19 protein-coding genes are annotated in these 16,050 nt (G+C 61.0%); 8 read left to right on the top strand and 11 right to left on the bottom strand.

Annotated elements, in window-relative coordinates:
- The first annotated feature begins 120 nt into the window (after nucleotides 1-120).
- Entirely contained in the window at nucleotides 121-975 is an 855-nt protein-coding gene (locus AB8A23_RS19830) for a metal-dependent phosphohydrolase (protein ID WP_439058467.1), read from the top strand.
- A gap of 81 nt (nucleotides 976-1,056) precedes the next feature.
- On the opposite strand, the gene AB8A23_RS19825 is transcribed toward AB8A23_RS19830, so the two are convergent.
- The 3 genes from AB8A23_RS19825 to AB8A23_RS19815 form a co-directional block, all read right to left on the bottom strand.
- A complete protein-coding gene (locus AB8A23_RS19825; protein WP_439058468.1) occupies nucleotides 1,057-1,503 on the bottom strand; it encodes a hypothetical protein in 447 nt (148 codons plus the stop codon).
- Between the two features lie 412 nt (nucleotides 1,504-1,915).
- A complete protein-coding gene (locus tag AB8A23_RS19820; protein ID WP_439058469.1) occupies nucleotides 1,916-2,206 on the bottom strand; it encodes a hypothetical protein in 291 nt (96 codons plus the stop codon).
- 204 nt (nucleotides 2,207-2,410) lie between these two features.
- On the bottom strand, nucleotides 2,411-3,235 hold the full coding sequence (locus tag AB8A23_RS19815) for a hypothetical protein (protein ID WP_439058470.1): 825 nt from the start codon (nucleotides 3,233-3,235) through the stop codon (nucleotides 2,411-2,413).
- A gap of 212 nt (nucleotides 3,236-3,447) precedes the next feature.
- Here AB8A23_RS19815 and AB8A23_RS19810 point away from each other — a divergent pair, with 212 nt between their 5' ends.
- Nucleotides 3,448-3,999 carry a hypothetical protein gene (locus tag AB8A23_RS19810; RefSeq protein ID WP_309946149.1) on the top strand — a complete coding sequence of 184 codons (552 nt, stop codon included), beginning with the start codon at nucleotides 3,448-3,450 and terminating at the stop codon, nucleotides 3,997-3,999.
- Between the two features lie 135 nt (nucleotides 4,000-4,134).
- A complete protein-coding gene (locus AB8A23_RS19805) occupies nucleotides 4,135-4,371 on the top strand; it encodes a hypothetical protein (protein WP_068736536.1) in 237 nt (78 codons plus the stop codon).
- A gap of 21 nt (nucleotides 4,372-4,392) precedes the next feature.
- Here the strand turns inward: AB8A23_RS19805 and AB8A23_RS19800 are convergent, their stop codons facing one another.
- Complete coding sequence (locus tag AB8A23_RS19800) at nucleotides 4,393-4,986, bottom strand: DedA family protein (RefSeq protein WP_439058471.1); 594 nt, start codon at nucleotides 4,984-4,986, stop codon at nucleotides 4,393-4,395.
- A 183-nt stretch (nucleotides 4,987-5,169) separates the two neighbouring features.
- Between AB8A23_RS19800 and AB8A23_RS19795 the strand changes: the two genes are divergently transcribed.
- Entirely contained in the window at nucleotides 5,170-5,460 is a 291-nt protein-coding gene (locus AB8A23_RS19795; RefSeq protein ID WP_439058472.1) for a hypothetical protein, read from the top strand.
- 3 nt (nucleotides 5,461-5,463) lie between these two features.
- Here the strand turns inward: AB8A23_RS19795 and AB8A23_RS19790 are convergent, their stop codons facing one another.
- Complete coding sequence (locus AB8A23_RS19790) at nucleotides 5,464-5,724, bottom strand: hypothetical protein (RefSeq protein ID WP_068736902.1); 261 nt, start codon at nucleotides 5,722-5,724, stop codon at nucleotides 5,464-5,466.
- 156 nt (nucleotides 5,725-5,880) lie between these two features.
- Here AB8A23_RS19790 and AB8A23_RS19785 point away from each other — a divergent pair, with 156 nt between their 5' ends.
- Nucleotides 5,881-6,906 carry a PrsW family glutamic-type intramembrane protease gene (locus tag AB8A23_RS19785; RefSeq protein ID WP_439058473.1) on the top strand — a complete coding sequence of 342 codons (1,026 nt, stop codon included), beginning with the start codon at nucleotides 5,881-5,883 and terminating at the stop codon, nucleotides 6,904-6,906.
- Nucleotides 6,907-7,028: 122 nt separating this feature from the next.
- Nucleotides 7,029-7,604 (top strand): HdeD family acid-resistance protein, encoded by a 576-nt coding sequence (locus AB8A23_RS19780; protein ID WP_089264182.1) that lies wholly within the window; start codon nucleotides 7,029-7,031, stop codon nucleotides 7,602-7,604.
- A 23-nt stretch (nucleotides 7,605-7,627) separates the two neighbouring features.
- On the opposite strand, the gene AB8A23_RS19775 is transcribed toward AB8A23_RS19780, so the two are convergent.
- The 3 genes from AB8A23_RS19775 to epmA are packed head-to-tail and all read right to left on the bottom strand — an operon-like array spanning nucleotide 7,628 to nucleotide 10,096.
- Nucleotides 7,628-7,906 carry a hypothetical protein gene (locus AB8A23_RS19775; RefSeq protein ID WP_081422013.1) on the bottom strand — a complete coding sequence of 93 codons (279 nt, stop codon included), beginning with the start codon at nucleotides 7,904-7,906 and terminating at the stop codon, nucleotides 7,628-7,630.
- 40 nt (nucleotides 7,907-7,946) lie between these two features.
- A complete protein-coding gene (locus tag AB8A23_RS19770) occupies nucleotides 7,947-9,047 on the bottom strand; it encodes a lysine-2,3-aminomutase-like protein (RefSeq protein WP_089264181.1) in 1,101 nt (366 codons plus the stop codon).
- Nucleotides 9,044-10,096: an EF-P lysine aminoacylase EpmA gene (gene epmA / locus AB8A23_RS19765; protein ID WP_439058474.1), complete on the bottom strand. Its 1,053-nt coding sequence runs from the start codon at nucleotides 10,094-10,096 to the stop codon at nucleotides 9,044-9,046. The genes AB8A23_RS19770 and epmA overlap by 4 nt, the downstream gene beginning before the upstream one ends.
- A 138-nt stretch (nucleotides 10,097-10,234) precedes the next feature.
- On the opposite strand from epmA, the gene efp reads away from it, so the two are divergent.
- A complete protein-coding gene (efp, locus tag AB8A23_RS19760) occupies nucleotides 10,235-10,801 on the top strand; it encodes an elongation factor P (protein WP_068736546.1) in 567 nt (188 codons plus the stop codon).
- Nucleotides 10,802-10,969: 168 nt separating this feature from the next.
- Complete coding sequence (locus tag AB8A23_RS19755) at nucleotides 10,970-12,199, top strand: lytic murein transglycosylase (protein ID WP_439058475.1); 1,230 nt, start codon at nucleotides 10,970-10,972, stop codon at nucleotides 12,197-12,199.
- A 9-nt stretch (nucleotides 12,200-12,208) separates the two neighbouring features.
- On the opposite strand, the gene AB8A23_RS19750 is transcribed toward AB8A23_RS19755, so the two are convergent.
- The 3 genes from AB8A23_RS19750 to AB8A23_RS19740 are packed head-to-tail and all read right to left on the bottom strand — an operon-like array spanning nucleotide 12,209 to nucleotide 15,971.
- Complete coding sequence (locus tag AB8A23_RS19750) at nucleotides 12,209-13,597, bottom strand: class II fumarate hydratase (RefSeq protein WP_439058476.1); 1,389 nt, start codon at nucleotides 13,595-13,597, stop codon at nucleotides 12,209-12,211.
- Nucleotides 13,598-13,606: 9 nt separating this feature from the next.
- Complete coding sequence (locus AB8A23_RS19745; RefSeq protein WP_175368936.1) at nucleotides 13,607-14,587, bottom strand: tripartite tricarboxylate transporter substrate-binding protein; 981 nt, start codon at nucleotides 14,585-14,587, stop codon at nucleotides 13,607-13,609.
- Nucleotides 14,588-14,621: 34 nt separating this feature from the next.
- Nucleotides 14,622-15,971, bottom strand: coding sequence for a class-II fumarase/aspartase family protein (locus AB8A23_RS19740; RefSeq protein ID WP_439058477.1), 1,350 nt, complete (start codon nucleotides 15,969-15,971; stop codon nucleotides 14,622-14,624).
- Nucleotides 15,972-16,050: the final 79 nt, after the last annotated feature.

The raw sequence follows: 16,050 nt of genomic DNA, 5'->3' as shown, positions 1-16,050 counted from the left end.
CTAGCAACATCCGTTGAAATCCGCAGGCACTCAGGGTTTTGACGATGCTGAAGTTGAAGGATACCGCTGGGGACGCGGCGATCATGGTGCAACAACAACGAGGCAAGATAGGGAGCCGAGATGATCACAATTCCTCAACTGACGGCGCAAGCCCTTGGCTCTTTTCTCGCGCGGGAAACCGAAGACCGCTTCCGCTCCTCGCATTCCGATCTGACAAAATTGCTGCCCTTTGCAGCTAGGCTGGCATTGGAGTGCATCGGGAATAGTGACGCACTCTATCACAATATCGAACATACCATGCTGGTTACGCTGGTCGGGAACGACATCCTGGCTGGGCGTGCCCTGCAACGTACCACCACCGCAACCGACTATGCGAACTTTATTATGGCCTGCCTAACCCATGACATTGGATATGTGCGGGGCATTATCCAAGGCGATGAAGACGGCGCTTATGTTGCGGACCTTACTGGGCGCAAAATTGCATTGCCGGTTGGATCCTCCGATGCCGCGCTCGCGCCCTACCATGTCGACCGCTCAAAGCTCTTTGTGATTGAGCGGCTCCATGCTGTGGAGGAAGTCGACGCCGCCCGGATTGCCCGGGCCATCGAATACACGCGCTTTCCCTACATCGATGCAACAAACGGAGGAGGTGATGACCTCGATGAGGAAGAAGGATTGCTGTTGCGTGCTGCGGATCTGATCGGTCAGCTCGGCGATCCCAATTACATCAGGAAATCAAATTCCCTATTCCATGAGTTCGAGGAGATCGGACTAAACAAAGTGCTTGGTTATGCAACGCCAGCCGACATCGTCTATAAGTTTCCTCAGTTCTACTGGACTAACGTTGCACCACAGATCCAGCTTGCGATCCGGTACCTCAATGTCACCTCTAGCGGCCGACAGTGGATCGCCAGCCTGCACAGCAATGTTTTTCGGGCTGAGCGTGAGGTGAACCTATCGGGGCCGCAGAGATGAACACTGACTTACTCCCCTACGCCGGGGTGATGAATTCGGGGCTTAAATGGCGCCGGACCATCCTGCGAGTACAGCGAAAAACTAATGTTCGTCTTCTGGAAGATGAGCAGACATAAGAACCGCATCTCCCCACGAGTAGCCTTTCGGACTCCGACGGAAGCGCCCCTCGAAATAGTCAGAACAATTAGGATACAGTAGTTCACAAGCGCCGGCAGCTTGCGCCACCGCGCTCGTTATTTCCCCGGAGATCTCATCAACCGTGATCTCCTGAAAGGCCTGCAGTTCGATTAGGGAGTTGAGGAGACCGGCGTAAAGACGGCGCCGGTTCCACCCTAAGACGTCGACCATGGCTTTCGTTGTTTCGATCCAACTATTCTCCGTCACATAACTGAGGCCATTCTTAACAGCCTGCAAGCGCTTTTGGTTATCCTCCGGTGCTTGCTCGTCGTAGATGGCCTCGAGCACTTTCCAGATTGCACCGAGGGCTTCCGCAATATTATCGACGTCAAAACTGAGCAGCTCTTCCACTTCAATTCGGTCAGCCTGCGCGCGTTCTCGCGCTCGGTCATCTGCGTCTGGACTGCCGTCCAGGCAAGCCACCCTGCGAACAAGGTGCCCGCGGCCCAATCAATCCGCCGGCTAAATTCTCGTGGTTCGCAACGACACATCTCATCCACTTTGGAAATTTTAACTCACAATAGCCATTCGACGTGGGATCATTGCGAACTCTGCGCCCGCAAGAATAGCAAATACAAACGCTAACAGCGATAGTCCGGCGGCGATTGCTTTGAGCTTAACTGGAGAGAATATCACTGCCGTTCTCAGCGCGCGGAACGTCGATATAGTATTGATCGAACTATCGGGCATTGAAATACCATGTGAGTGCAGTGTCTAAATAGAATTTGGCGATGCAGAGTGTTGGCGCGCAATTCAGGACAGTTCAGTGCTTCAGTCCACTCTGCAGCATCAACTCCTGAACCACCGTCCTGATATCACCCAGCAAGGGCTGGATGTCGCCACGCCTGGCCACGAAATAGCGGTTATGCGCCGACTTGTCGCCGACGTCCTTAAGCCTTGGCAACGCGGCCTTTAAGTTGCGGCTGGGGTTCCAAGCGGTCTCTGTCAAGGTCACGTTGATCATGTCTCGAAGGAACATGTAGTCCCCGCTGCCGGACAGCTTAATTTTTTGTGCGGCACCGTGCCTCTCGAATGTGGTGACTCCTGATGTCACTCAAGAATCTTTTCGCGGTCGCAAAGGCCATCCAGGAGGATGTTGATGTTGAACTAGGACCTCCCGAGGAAGGCCTCGTGCCGAACTCACATCATGTTATTATGAGCAGCTTAACGCGCGGCTCGCGCAGCTACATCGTTTCGATCGCCAACCAGATTAACGGGGCTTATGAGAACGGTTGGTACGATGCCTGCGCAGTGATGATCAGGCGCTTTGTCGAGACTCTTTTGATCGAGACACGGCTTCGACGCGCTGAACGACCAGGCGACGGCCGCAGTGCACGGTTCGAACCATGCGCTGAATATGAGTGATGTTCTTGTTTGCGGTGCCGATGGCAACTTGACGCTTCACGGCGCGGGCCTGCCAGTAATCGCGATACTTGAGAGCATCGTCGCGGGTCATTTCTTGCAGGGCCTTATCGGTCACCACCTCGATCAGGATCTCGATGGCGCGCTCTTTGCCGGCCTTCCATTTCTTGAGCTGCTTCGGTGAATAGTTCATCCGCTCGGTTGCCGTGGCCGCCTCGAATTCGGCGAACAGGGTCGAAAGCTTGATAAGCGGCTCAGTGACACCACCGAGCACGGCCGCGCGCGTCGCGGGATCATGCAGCCGGTCGCCCTCGGCCAGGGTTTCGATGCGTCGCTTCAGCTCGGCCGGCGCTTCCAATGCCACGGCCGCAGCGGGGCGATATGAAAGGTCGAGGATCCGCGCCCGCCGAATCGCTTCGGCGTGGTCCGTAGCCGCTCTGCCAGCTTCACCGGCGGCGCACTTCTGCCAGTAGGCTTCGAGGTCCAGATTCATCCGATCGGCGATCAGGGAGGCCCGCCGTCCATGCCTGTCTCGAGCAATGCGCACCTTTGTGGAAAGCTTCACGATGCCGCGTTTGTCACAACTTGAAAACTCTTCCGGCACCCGGCGCACGAAGTGCCAAGTCCCATTGCGCTTAGTTAGATGCTCGCCCATCCCTGCCCCATGTTGGACGTTTTGTTGGACGTTTTTGTCGACGAAGACCCAAAAAATGTCAAACAATTCGCGCTTTTATTCGTTAATTCAAGATGTTATGCACAACCTCGCTGGCACTGCTAGGGAGCGCCATTCGCGCACTGCCCTGGGTTAGGCCACGTTATTGCCACCCGAGCCTTATTTTCGTTGAACTTGGCCGCGAACCTCCCGAAATTCACGCGTTCTGGATGGTTTTGTCGCGGATTGGAACGATCACACGCCATAGGACTTCGAGCTTCATGGTCGAAATCATGCCGAGCGCTTCCCAGCACAGTTACGCGTCCGAGCCCAGTCACACCTGGCGCATTAGCCAGCAGCCGATCATGGTTGCGGCTGCGGCCCTGTTTCTGGTCGTGATCGGCATCGGCGGCATCTTCACGTGGCGCAGCTATAGCGGCGCAACGCCGGAGCCGGAGCGGCTCACCGCATCGCGCCTGCAACAGGCCCGTGTGGCGCAGGCGTCCGAACAGCTGATCGAAAAGACCAAAGGCATCGAGGCCACGCAGCAGCAGTCGATCGATCAGCTTCAGGTCGTGCAGGATCAGTTGCAGACCATGCAGCGTCTGATGACAGCGCAGCAGAACGAAGCGCGCAAGCTCAACGAACAGGTCGGCGCCCTCACCTCCACGCTCGACACTCTCCGGCAGTCTTTTGCCAGCACCTCGGCGACTGACGACAAGCCTGCCGCGCGAGAGCAACCGCGCCGCTCACGCTCCCGCGCCGCGGCAAGCAAGGGCCGTCAGAAGATGAAGATCGTTGTGCAGCGCAAGCGCCCCGGGGCGCGCGGCTAAGCCATCCCGCGCGATTGCTCCCGAGCACACGTGAACTGCTTGTACTCTCCACAGCACCGCGCCTAGTCTGTCTGGCCGAACGCAATCTGCACTGCTCAAGGTGCGAGATCATGCGATACCGGCAGGGAGCGAGACATGAAGCATGACGGCGGCGATCACCTTCACGCGCACGACAGCGCGATGACCGAGAAATACGGCAGCACCACACTGGCAACACTCCGCAAGATCTACGGCAAGTTTTTCGCAGCCGGGCATCCCGACACGCTCACGCTCAGCGAAGTGCTGCCGAAGCTCAACGACACGTCGCTCAGTCAGCTCCGCCGCGATCACGACACCGGGCATCTCAAGAAGAAGATCTCGAAGGCCGCGTGATGCGGGACGTTGGCGCTGGGGCTACAACGCCTTGCGCAGCAACATCACGGTCAGCACGATCACGACGACCGGTGCTCCGAATGTCACCGGGAGCAACCATGGACTGTCGGCGTCGATGAGTGTGCCGGGGATGACGCCGATCAAGGCGTGATCGACGATCCAGACCATTGCTGACACGATACTGGCGGTTTCGAACTTCAGACGCGGCATGCCGGTAATGCCCGCGACGCTGGTGACCAGCGCGCGCGCCGGCCCGATATGATAACCGACCATGATCGCCGCGATGCCGTAGCGCTCGAATAGCCCCCGCACCCGCGCCACCAGTTGCTGACGCGATTGGAGCATCCGCATCTCCAGCAGCCTCGGCCCGCACCGTTTGCCGAGCTCATAGGACACGCTCATGCCGAGCACCGCACCGCCGATGGCCCAGAGGACGAAAGTCCAGGATACCACGCCGGCGCCGATCAGCACGCCGGTCGCCGTCACGATGGCCGCAGCCGGAACGACAAAACTGGAGCCGACCAGACATCCGAAGAAGGCGATGACGAAGCCAAGCGGTCCAGCCCAATCGGCTTGCGCCGCGATCAGCGCCGAGATTTTCTGAATGATGTCCATCAGGGAGGAGATTCCGAACCGGCGCGCTGTGTTTCGTCCATCACCAGCAATGAAACAAAACCGCGGTCGAAGAAACCGTTTCCTCGCCTCCGCGCAAACTGCCTGAAGCGAACGCCCTCTATCCCATTGCTCCAACGACGCGCCGATCGGCGCACGGATGGACACAAGATCGAGGGACACACGATGACATTCACCACCGCCAAGCTCGCCGCCGCCACCGTTCTTGCATTCGGCATGCTGACCACCGTCTGCCACGCCTACAGCGCCGAACAGGAACAGCTTTGCACGGGCGATGCGATGCGACTGTGCAGTTCGGAAATCCCGGATGTCGATCGCGTCACGGCTTGCATGATCCGCAACAAGTCTCAGCTAAGCGATGGCTGCAAGTCGGTCTTTGCGCCTGCCTCGGCCTATCAGCCGGTATCGCTACGGACTACGAAGCCGGTCAATCTGGTGCCGGCCCGGATTCGCTGACGCCTAGCGCCGGCGCGCCACGGCGACGCCGAGCAGAAAAGCAACCAGCAGCGACCCCAGCGGCGCTTCACGCGCAACATTGGCCAGGATGCTCAACGGCATGCCTGGCTTCTTGCCGGACTCGATGGCACCGCCGATGCGGTGCGCGGTCTCGGTAACCGCCTCTTTCACATCCGTGATCGTTTCTGTGATTGTCGACCTGGCCTCAGGCACGGGCTCGACGCCTTCGTAGATGTAGGGGGGTGTCTTTGCGTCGTCGGCCATGGTCATTTCCCGTGCAGTATGAGCTGTGTCAGCCCAATCGACCGAACACTGATTGGTTCCGGCCCTGGCCCTGGCCCGCTAGCTTCTCTTTTGTCGCAGGCGGCTCCCGCAAGAGTCACTCTTTCCGGTCTGCCCGGCCGTCTATAATTAAGTTCCATGAACCTGCTCGAATCGCTCCCCACCGTGATCGGTATCGCCGCCGTCGCACCAGCTTTGCTGTTGCTGTGGCTGGTGATTGCTGCCGATGAACGGCCGGGACCGCCCGGGTTGGTCTGGGCGTCATTCCTGCTGGGGGCCGCCAGCATCTCCCTACTCGGCTATGCCCGCGCGCTGTTCGCGGCAATTCCGGGTCTTACGGACAACCCGACCCTGGCCATGGTGCTCCACGCCGTGTTTGGCGTCGCCGCGCCGGAGGAGATCGTGAAGATCTTCGTCATCATCGCGGTGTCCACCCAGCGCGCCCGGACGGCCGATCCGATGGACACGGTGGTTTACGGCGCCGCCGCCGGCCTCGGCTTCGCAGCCTACGAGAATCTCGTCTATCTCCTGCAATATCCCGACATGTGGCGGACGCTCGCGGTGCTGCGCAGCGTGCTGACCGTGCCATTTCACGGCGCGCTCGGCGTCATCGCCGGCGCTTACATCGCCATCACCCGTTCCGGCCGCGCGCTCGGCGCCCATCGCCGCGACGGCTGGGCTTTTATTCGCACGCCCATGCTCATTGTTCTCGCGCCGGTGACGCTGCATGCCTGTTTCGATCTTCCTTTGCTGACGCTGCAGCGACATCCGGAAATCGTCGGCGTGATGCGCCGCGTGCTGGAGGTTGCCGGCGTGGTGATCGGCTTCGGCACCATTGCGCTGGCGGCGCGGCTGGTCCGGCGGATCGGCGCGCATCATGCACCGCATACCGAGGTGTCACGCGAGCGGCTCAGCCAGTTGCGCGGCATGTGGGCACTGCTGGTTGCCGGCGGCGGTGCGGGCTTTGCCGGCACGGCCTTTTTGCTGACTTCGATTCATCACTGGTTTACGAACCCGGCGCGCAACGTCACCATGGTGCTGATCCCGCTCGGTCTGGCATCGATCGCCATCGGCGCCGTGCTGCTGGTCCTGACGACGACAGCCTATATTCTCGGGCGCAACCGCATGCGCACGGCCGCACCGGCCATGACCGCGCAGTCGTAACGTTCAAGACCTCACGCGACATTCGAGCTATTCCCGATCAACAAACTTGCACGCTTCCGCGTGTGAGCGGATAAATGCAAGGTACGGCCAGCATGCTGCCGGCCAGATCAGGACATGCCGCCATGACCATGCCGCCCAACCTCGCCGAGCTGCAATCGAAGATGAGCGACGCCGTGCGCGCGCATTGGAAGGCATTTCTGATCGAGGGCATCGTGCTGGTGATCCTCGGCTTCGCCGCGATGATCGTGCCGCAGGTGGCCAGCATCGCCGTCACCGTAATGCTGGGCTGGATGTTCTTCATCTCGGGCGTTGCAGCGCTGCTGATGACCTTCTGGGCCCGTCAGACACCAGGCTTCATCTGGTCGCTGATTTCAGCAATCCTCGGCATCGGCGCCGGCATCATTCTGCTTACGCGCCCGGCCGAAAGCACGCTGACACTGACATTCGTGGTTGGCGTCTATTTCCTCGCCGAGGGCGTAGCGACCATCATGTACGCGCTCCAGCATCGCAAGGAGCTGTCCGAGCGCTGGAGCTGGATGGCCTTCTCCGGTCTGATGGATATCGTGATCGCCTTCATCATCATCTCGGGCCTGCCCGGCACGGCAGCCTGGGCCATCGGCTTGATGGTCGGCATCAATCTGGTGATCGGCGGCGCTTCGCTGATCGGCTTGGCGATGGCCGCCCGCAAGAAGGCCTGACCCCGCCAACTGTCTGCAGGGGCTCAGCAGCCCTTGCAGATATTCTTGATCATACGATCAAGTTCGCGATCCTGCGCGTCGATGCGGGACGGATCGTTCTTGCCGGTCTCCGGCGGCAAATCGCCTGGGCGCGGCTGGCGATGGCCGACGGGAGCCTCTGGCAGAGCACCGCCGCTGTTGGTCTGTGTGGTCGGCTGCGAGCGCAGGCCCTTGGGTGGCAGGTTGCGGGACGAATCCTGCGCCAGAGCCAGCGAATGGCCGAGAACGAACAGGCCTGCCGTCATCACGAACAATGTTTTCATTTTTTGTCTCCGACACCAGGTGGCGCGTGTAAGCCGATCGCTACGGCTTCGGTGGATAGATATGAACGTCGCCGCAGTAATCCACAACACGATAGACCGATTCCGCAGAAGCTTCACCGTCAGGCTTGAGGCTGATTGAAGAATTCTCAGACAAATATTCGGGACCGATCGGCGCCTTGCCATAACCGCCGGGAATATCGAGCACATAATCCGGCTGGCACAATCCGGAAACATTGCCTCGAATGGCGCGCATCAAGGCCTGTCCCTCCGCGATGCTGGTGCGCAAATGTGCGGTGCCGGGCGCGAGGTCGCCGTGATGCAGATAATAGGGCTTGATGCGGCATTCGACGAAGCCGCGCATCAGCGCCGTCAGCGTCGCGGCATCGTCATTGACGCCGCGCAGCAATACCGACTGGCTCACCATGGGAATGCCGGCATCCACCATCAGCGCGCAGGCCGCACGTGCAGCATCCGTTAGCTCGCGCGGATGATTGGCATGCAGCGCCACCCATGTGCTGGCACCCGTGACTTTCAATGCATCCACCATCTCCGCACTCACGCGGCCGGGATCGGCCACGGGGACCCGCGTATGCAATCGAATGATCTTTACATGCGGGATATCAGCGAGATCCGCCATGATCTCGCTCAATCGCCGCGGCGACAACATCAGGGGATCGCCGCCGGTGAGGATTACCTCCCAGATCTCGTCATGGCTGCGGATGTAATCCAGCGCCGCTGCATAAGCCTCACGCGACAGCGCGGTCTCCTTGCCCGGCCCCACCATCTCGCGGCGGAAACAGAACCGGCAATACACCGCGCAGACATGTACCAGCTTGAACAGCACACGGTCGGGATAACGATGCACGATGCCGTCGATGGGCGCGTGGGCGTGATCACCGATCGGATCAGCGTTCTCTTCGGGCTGCGCGTTCAGTTCATCCACACTCGGAATGTACTGGCGCGCGATCGGATCGTCGGGATCGCTGCTGTCGATCAGTGCGGCTACGGCCGGCGTCACCGCGACCGCATAACGCGCGGCGACTTTCTCCAGATCAGCCAGCGTCGACGCCGGCGCGAGGCCGTTTTCGATGAGGTCGCTGGCTTGCCGCAGGGTCGTCGCAACTTTCACGTGACGGTTCATGACACACCTGCCGGCGGCGTCCACACCACCTGATCGATCCGCGTCGCGCCCGAGGCCAGCATCACCAGCCGGTCGAGTCCGAGTGCTACGCCGGATGCTGCCGGCATTGCCGCCACGGCTTCAAGAAACTCCTCATCGAGCGGATAGCGCGCGCCATAGCGACGCTCCTTTTCATCCATCGCTTCCATAAAGCGGCGGCGCTGCTCATCGGCATCGGTCAGCTCGCCGAAGCCATTGGCGAGTTCTACGCTGCACGCATAGATCTCAAACCGCTCAGCCACGCGTCGGTCGCCTTCTTTGGTGCGTGCCAATGCCGCTTCCGGCGATGGGTATTCAAACAGCACCGTCATCCGTCCCTGCCCGAGATGCGGCTCAACATGTTCAACCAGGATCTTGCTGAAAATATCTGACCACGTGTCGTCGTCGCTGATCCGCACCTTGCCAGTCGCAGCAGCCGCCAGCATAGCGCGATCCCCCTCGGCGCCATCGATGCTTGCAAGCAGATCGATATCCGCAAAGCGTGTGAACGCTGCTGCCACGGTCAACATCTCCGGCTCGGCAAACGGATCGGCAACCTGACCGCGAAACGTGAACTGCTTGATGCCTGTTGCCTGCGCCGCGCATGCAATGATCGCCACGCAATCGGCGATCACAGACTCATAGCTCTCCTTGGCACGATACCATTCCAGCATCGTGAATTCAGGCAGGTGCTTGTCGCCGCGCTCGCGGTCGCGAAACACCCGGGCGAATTCGAAGATTTTCGTCTCCCCCGCCGCCAGCAGCTTCTTGCAGGCGAATTCCGGCGATGTTCGCAAATACCGCGAGAACCGCTCGCCGTCGCGGTCAATCAATGTCGTCTTTGGAGCATGCAGATGGGTCTCATTGCCCGGTGAGACCTGCAGGACGCCAGTCTCGACCTCCAGGAAGCCCTGAGCCTCGAACCACGTCCGGATACCCTTCGTGATCGCTCCCCGCGCCAGCAGGAAGCCCCGGCGGTCCTGATGTCGCGCCGGGCTCCACCAGGGCGACGGACGGTCGGTTCCAGTCATCGGCAAACGGCCCTTTTGGGTTGCAAAACGCTGGCATCGCCGCGTGAAATCAGTATGTTGCCCCCCGAAACCGCTTCGCTGGCCACAGGACACACACGTCCGGATCGGTCCCGGGCCTGAAATCTAGGAAACATATCTGTGAAAGTCATCGCCAGTTCTATTCGCAAGGGCAACGTCATCGAGCAGGAAGGCAAGCTCTACGTGGTTCTGTCCGCGGAGAACATCCACCCCGGCAAGGGAACCCCGGTCAGCCAGATCGAAATGCGCCGAATCAGCGACGGTGTGAAGATCTCGGAGCGCTACAAGACCACTGACCAGGTGGAAAAGGCGACGATTGAAGACCAGAACTTCAATTACCTCTACAAGGACGCCGACGGCTTCCACTTCATGAACAACGACAATTACGACCAGGTTCAGGTGCAGAAGGACGTCATCGGCGATGCCGAGCCCTATCTGCAGGAGAACATGACCGTAAAGCTGTCGCTGCACGGCCTCGTTCCGGTGGCGATCCAGATGCCGCAGCGCGCGACCCTCGAAGTCGTCGATACCGAGCCGGTGACCAAGGGCCAGACCGCGTCGTCGTCCTACAAGCCTGCCATGCTGTCCAACGGCGTCCGCACCAACGTGCCGCCGCATGTCGGCACCGGCACCCGCATCGTGGTGCTGATCGAGGACGGCTCCTACATCGAACGCGCCAAGGACTAAAGGATCCCGGCTGTCGCAAGACTGCCGCAAGTTTTTCGCAAGACCGCCGGACGCCCGAAAATGGCTTCCGGCGGTCTTTTTTATACATGATATCAATCTGTTGTTTGCGTTGACGCGCCGCGACGCATTGCCCCTGCCACGGCGCAAATCATGCGGCTACAGTGGGGCATGACCGCACGCGATTCCCTGATCGACCGACGCAGTCTGTTCCGCTCCGCCCTCGGTGCCGGCGCGCTGCTGGCCATGCCCGGGACCGCCTTTGCGGCCCCCGCGGGCTTCGACGCGTGGCGCGACGGCTTTCGTGCTAAGGCAATTGCCAAAGGCGTCTCCGACGCGACCTACTCGCGCGTGATGGGCCGCATCGAGCCGGACATGTCCGTGTTCACCAAGATGCAGAAGCAGCCGGAATTTCACGAGCAGCTCTGGCAATACATCAACCGCCGCGCCTCCGACTGGCGCATCGCCGCCGGCAAGGACGCGCTGCGCAAGAACGAAGCCGTGTTCGACCGCATTGAGCGCGACTTCGGCGTCGAGCGCGGCACGCTGCTGGCGCTGTGGGGCGTCGAGTCCGCCTATGGCGATCCCATTGTGCAGCAGAACCACATGCGCCCGGTGTTTCCCTCACTCGCGGCGCTCGCATGGAACGAACCGCGCCGCCGCGCCTATTGGGAAACCGAACTGATCAACGCATTGAAGATCGTCGACAAGGGCTGGGGCACGCCGGACGAGATGCGCGGCTCATGGGCCGGCGCCATGGGGCATACGCAGTGGATGCCCGAGGTGTGGCTCAATGTCGGCATCGACTATGACCGCGACGGCCGCGTCTCGCCGTTCGGCAAGCCCGATGATGCACTCGGCTCCAGCGCACGCTTCCTCGTCAATCGCGGCAAATATCCGCGCGGCGAACACTGGGGTTATGAAGTCCGCGCCAACGCTGCTGGCTCATCGGATAGCAATCGCAGTTTTGCAGCATGGACCGCAGCCGGCGTGACCCGCGCCGACGGCCAGCCGTTTCCGCAGCCGAATGCGAACGCCAAATTGTGGGTGCCTGTGCAGGGCGGCCCGACCTTCCTGCTCGGCCAGGGCTTCTACGCGGTGCGCAGCTACAATCCGTCGATGAACTATGCGCTGGCGATCTGCCATCTCGGCGATCGTATTCTCGGCGCACCACCTTTCATCCAACCATTCCCCGGCTCGGAACGCGCGCTGACCCTTGCCGAAGTACAGGAAGTGCAGACCCGCCTCACCCGCGCCGGTTTTGATACCGGCGGCACGGATGGCCGCGTTGGCAACGACACGATGAAGGCGGTGAAGGACTATCAAACGAAGACGGGTCTGCTGCCGGCGGATGGCTATGGCGGGCTGAAGGTACTCGCGCGACTGCGGCAAGGCGGCTGAGCCGCTCCGTCAAATCCCCGCCATCCGCTGCGGATCGACGTGACGATCATAGTCTTCACCCGAGAGCAGTCCCAGTGCGATCGCGGCTTCGCGTGGTGTGATGGTTTCATCCAGCGCCTTCGCCGTGATGAGCGCGACCTTGTCGTAGCCGATCACCGGATTGAGGGCTGTCGCGAGCAGCGGCGCGTTGGCGACATTCGCAGCGAGCTGTCGCCGATCGACGTCGAGATCTCGGATCAATCGGGACGTAAAGACATCGATGCCGTCGGCGAGGATGCGGATTGACTGCAAGACGTTGTAGATGATGACCGGCTTGGCAACGTTGAGCTCGAAATTGCCGGATGCGCTGGCTGCAGTGACGACGGCGTTGTTGCCCGTCACCTGAAAACAGACCTGCGCAAGCATTTCGGCGATGGTGGGATTGCGCTTGCCAGGCATGATCGACGACGTCAGCCCGTCATGCGGGATGACGAGCTCACCAAGCCCGCAGCGCGGACCCGAGCCGAGGAAGCGCACGTCGTTCGCGATCTTCAGCAGCGTGACGGCAAGGCCGTTGAGCGCGCCGGACACTTCGACCAGCGCGTCATGTGCGCCCATGCCTTCGAACTTGCTCGGGTTCGGGACGAATGCAACGCCAGTCAGTGCGTTCAGGTGATCGCAAAAGGCGCTGTCGAATCCCTTTGGCGCATTGAGCCCCGAGCCGACGGCCGTGCCGCCCTGGGGCAGCATCAGCAGACGCGGAAACACTGCTTCGATGCGGTCAATCGCATGGCCGATCTGACGGGCGAAGGCATCGAAGGCCTGCCCCATCGTCATCGGCACGGCATCCATCAGATGCGTACGGCCTATCTTCACGACGTCGGAGAATGCGTCCGCCTTGGCGCGGAGATCATCGCGCAGCACCTGCAAGGTCGGAAGCAAGCGCCCGCGCAACTCCAGCGTTGTTGCCACATGCATCACGGTCGGAAAGCTGTCGTTCGATGACTGTGAGCAATTGACGTGATCGTTGGGATGAACGGGTGATTTGGTCCCAAGCGGCTGGCCCAGCAATTCATTGGCGCGGTTTGCGATCACCTCATTGGCGTTCATGTTGGTCTGGGTGCCGGAGCCAGTCTGCCAGATCGGCAACGGGAAATGATCGTCGAAACGGCCTTGCTGAAGTTCGAGTGCCGCTGCTTCGATCGGCGCTGCGATCTCCGGCGCGATCGTCCCGAGTTGCAGATTGGCGCGAACGGCCGCGATCTTCTGCAGGGCGAATGCACGGATCAGCGCGACCGGGAAACGCTCATCGCTAACCTGGAAGACCTCAAGCGCGCGTTGGGTCTGCGCGCCCCAATAGCGATCCTTCGGCACCGCGATGGCACCGAAGGCGTCATGTTCCGTGCGAACGTCACTCACGAGTCTCGCTCACTGCGCGCCGACAACGCCCGCTGCCTTGATGATCGGCGTCCACTTGTCGATCTCGGATTTCAGATGCGCGGCCAGCGCATCGGGCGTCGCCCGTTCCGGCGCTACTGGCTGCACGCCGAGCCCGGCAAGCCGGCTCTTCACGGTCTCGTCCTTCAGCGCCACGTTCAGCGCGGCCACGAGTTTGTCGATGATCGGCTTGGGCGTGCCCTTTGGCGCGAACAGACCGTACCAGACCGTGTAGGTAAAGCCCGGCAGCCCGGCTTCGGCTGTCGTGGGCAGTTTTGGCAGCGCCGGCGCCTTCTCGGTGCTGGTGACGGCGTAGCCCTTGATCGTGCCGCCATCGACATTGCCGACCACGTTGACGATCTGGTCGCACATGACATCGACCTGCCCGCTCATCATGTCGTTCATTGCCGGACCAGCGCCGCGATAGGCGATCTGGGTCGGTTGCGTACCGGTCGCCGTATTGAGCAGCAGGCCACACAGATGCGACGCCGATCCGATGCCGGCATGCGCGTAGTTCACTTTCTCCTTGTTCGTCTTCATCCAGGCGATCAGCTCGGCGAGATTGGCGGCCGGGAGATCCTTGCGTGCCACGAACACCGACGGCAGATCGACAGCGAGACCGATCGGCTCGTAGTCCTTTATCGGATCGTATTTGAGTTTTGGATACAGCGCCGGATTGGTCGCGTGGCTGATATGGATCAGCAGCAGATTGTAGCCGTCCGGTGGCGAAGCGGCGACCTTGGCGCTGCCGATGGAGCCGCCGGCGCCCGTCGTGTTCTCGACAATGACCTGCTGTTTCAGCGGGCCACTCATGCCCTGCGCCAACAGCCGCGCGATGGTGTCACCGGGGCCACCTGCCGAATACGGCATGTTCATGGTGATGGTGCGGGTCGGATAATCCTGCGCCAGACTTGGGCCAGACAGCAGTGCACCGGCGAGCACGAATGCGGTCGTCAAAATGTTCTTCGTCATCGAAATTCCTCCCCTGTTGTGTATGTATGTTGTTTCAGCGTCCGCTCATTCTCAGCACGCGATCGACCATCGGACCGCACAGGCCGAGATAGTTGGCCGGGTCGCAGTGACGACGGATGGCCTCCTTGCCACCAAGCGCTTCGGTGATTTCCGGGACCTCGGCGAGGATATCCGCAAGCTGTCCGCCGCCTTCGATCGCCTTGCGGCAGGCGTCGTAGACAACGTCATGCGCATGCTGGCGGCCGAGTTTCGGCGCCGCTGCCATCATCACCGCTTCGGCGACGATGAGACCACGTGTCAGATCCAGATTCTCCAGCATGCGCTTCTCGTGAACCACGAGTCCGGCCAGCATGAATTTGGCATTGGCCAGCGACGAGGCGGTGAGCAGGAAGCTCTCCGGCAACGACACCCATTCGAGGTGCCACGGCCCCGTTGCACGTTCCAGGTCATGGATCATGCCGTCGAGCATGGTCGCGACGTGCTGACGCACCGCCTTGGCAGCGGCGAGCATCAGTTCGCTTGAAATCGCGTTACGCTTTTGCGGCATCGTCGATGACGCGCCGCGACCGGGCACGAAAGGCTCAGACACTTCGCCGAATTCGGACGATGACAACAGCATCACGTCGGTAGCGATCTTGCCGAGCGTACCGGTGATCAGGCCAAGCAGCGTGACCGCCTCGGCGATGCCGTCGCGGGCGACATGCCAGGTGATCGACGGTTGATGCAGGCCGAGCTCCTCGCAGAACAGCTTTTGCATCTCCAGGCCGCCCTCGCCCACCGACGCGAGCGTGCCCGCGGCGCCGGAGAACTCGCCGAGCAGGATCCGCGGCAGTGCCTGATCGACGCGTTCGATGTGGCGATCGACGGAGGACAGCCAGACGGCGGCCTTGTAGCCGAAGGTCACCGGCAGCGCCTGCTGCAGATGGGTGCGCCCGGCCATCGGCGTGTCGCGATATTTTTTCGCCATGGTAGCGAGGACGTCGCGGACCTCGCGCAGATCGCGTGCAACGATCTGCAGGGCCGCGCGGATCTGCAGGACATTGGCGGTATCCATGATGTCCTGGGTGGTCGCACCCCAGTGGACGTAGCGGCCCGCCTCTCCTGCGGCTTCGGAGAGCTGATGGACCAGCGGCAAGATCGGGTAGCCGACGATTTCGGTCTCAGCTCGGAGCTTGTCGAAATCGATCCGGATCGATTTGGCGGCGGCCTCGATGGCCCGCGCGGCTTCCTTGGGGACAACGCCGAGACGGGCCTGGGCGCGGGCCAGCGCGACTTCGGCCTCGATGTAGCGGCCGACCAGGGCTTCGTCGGCGAAGACCGCCCGCATTTCCGCGGTGCCGAACATGTCCCGAAACAGGACCGAATCGAAAACCGTGCTGCCCATACCGCTTCCTCTTATTATGTTCGTACATATTAAATTGTACGAACATAAACCGTGTGTCAATCTCCTTCCTTGACGAGAT

The sequence above is a fragment of the Tardiphaga sp. 619_E2_N8_4 genome (assembly GCF_051810905.1).
Classification (GTDB): Bacteria; Pseudomonadota; Alphaproteobacteria; order Rhizobiales; family Xanthobacteraceae; genus Tardiphaga; species Tardiphaga robiniae.
This window is presented reverse-complemented; position numbering and strand designations above follow the sequence as displayed.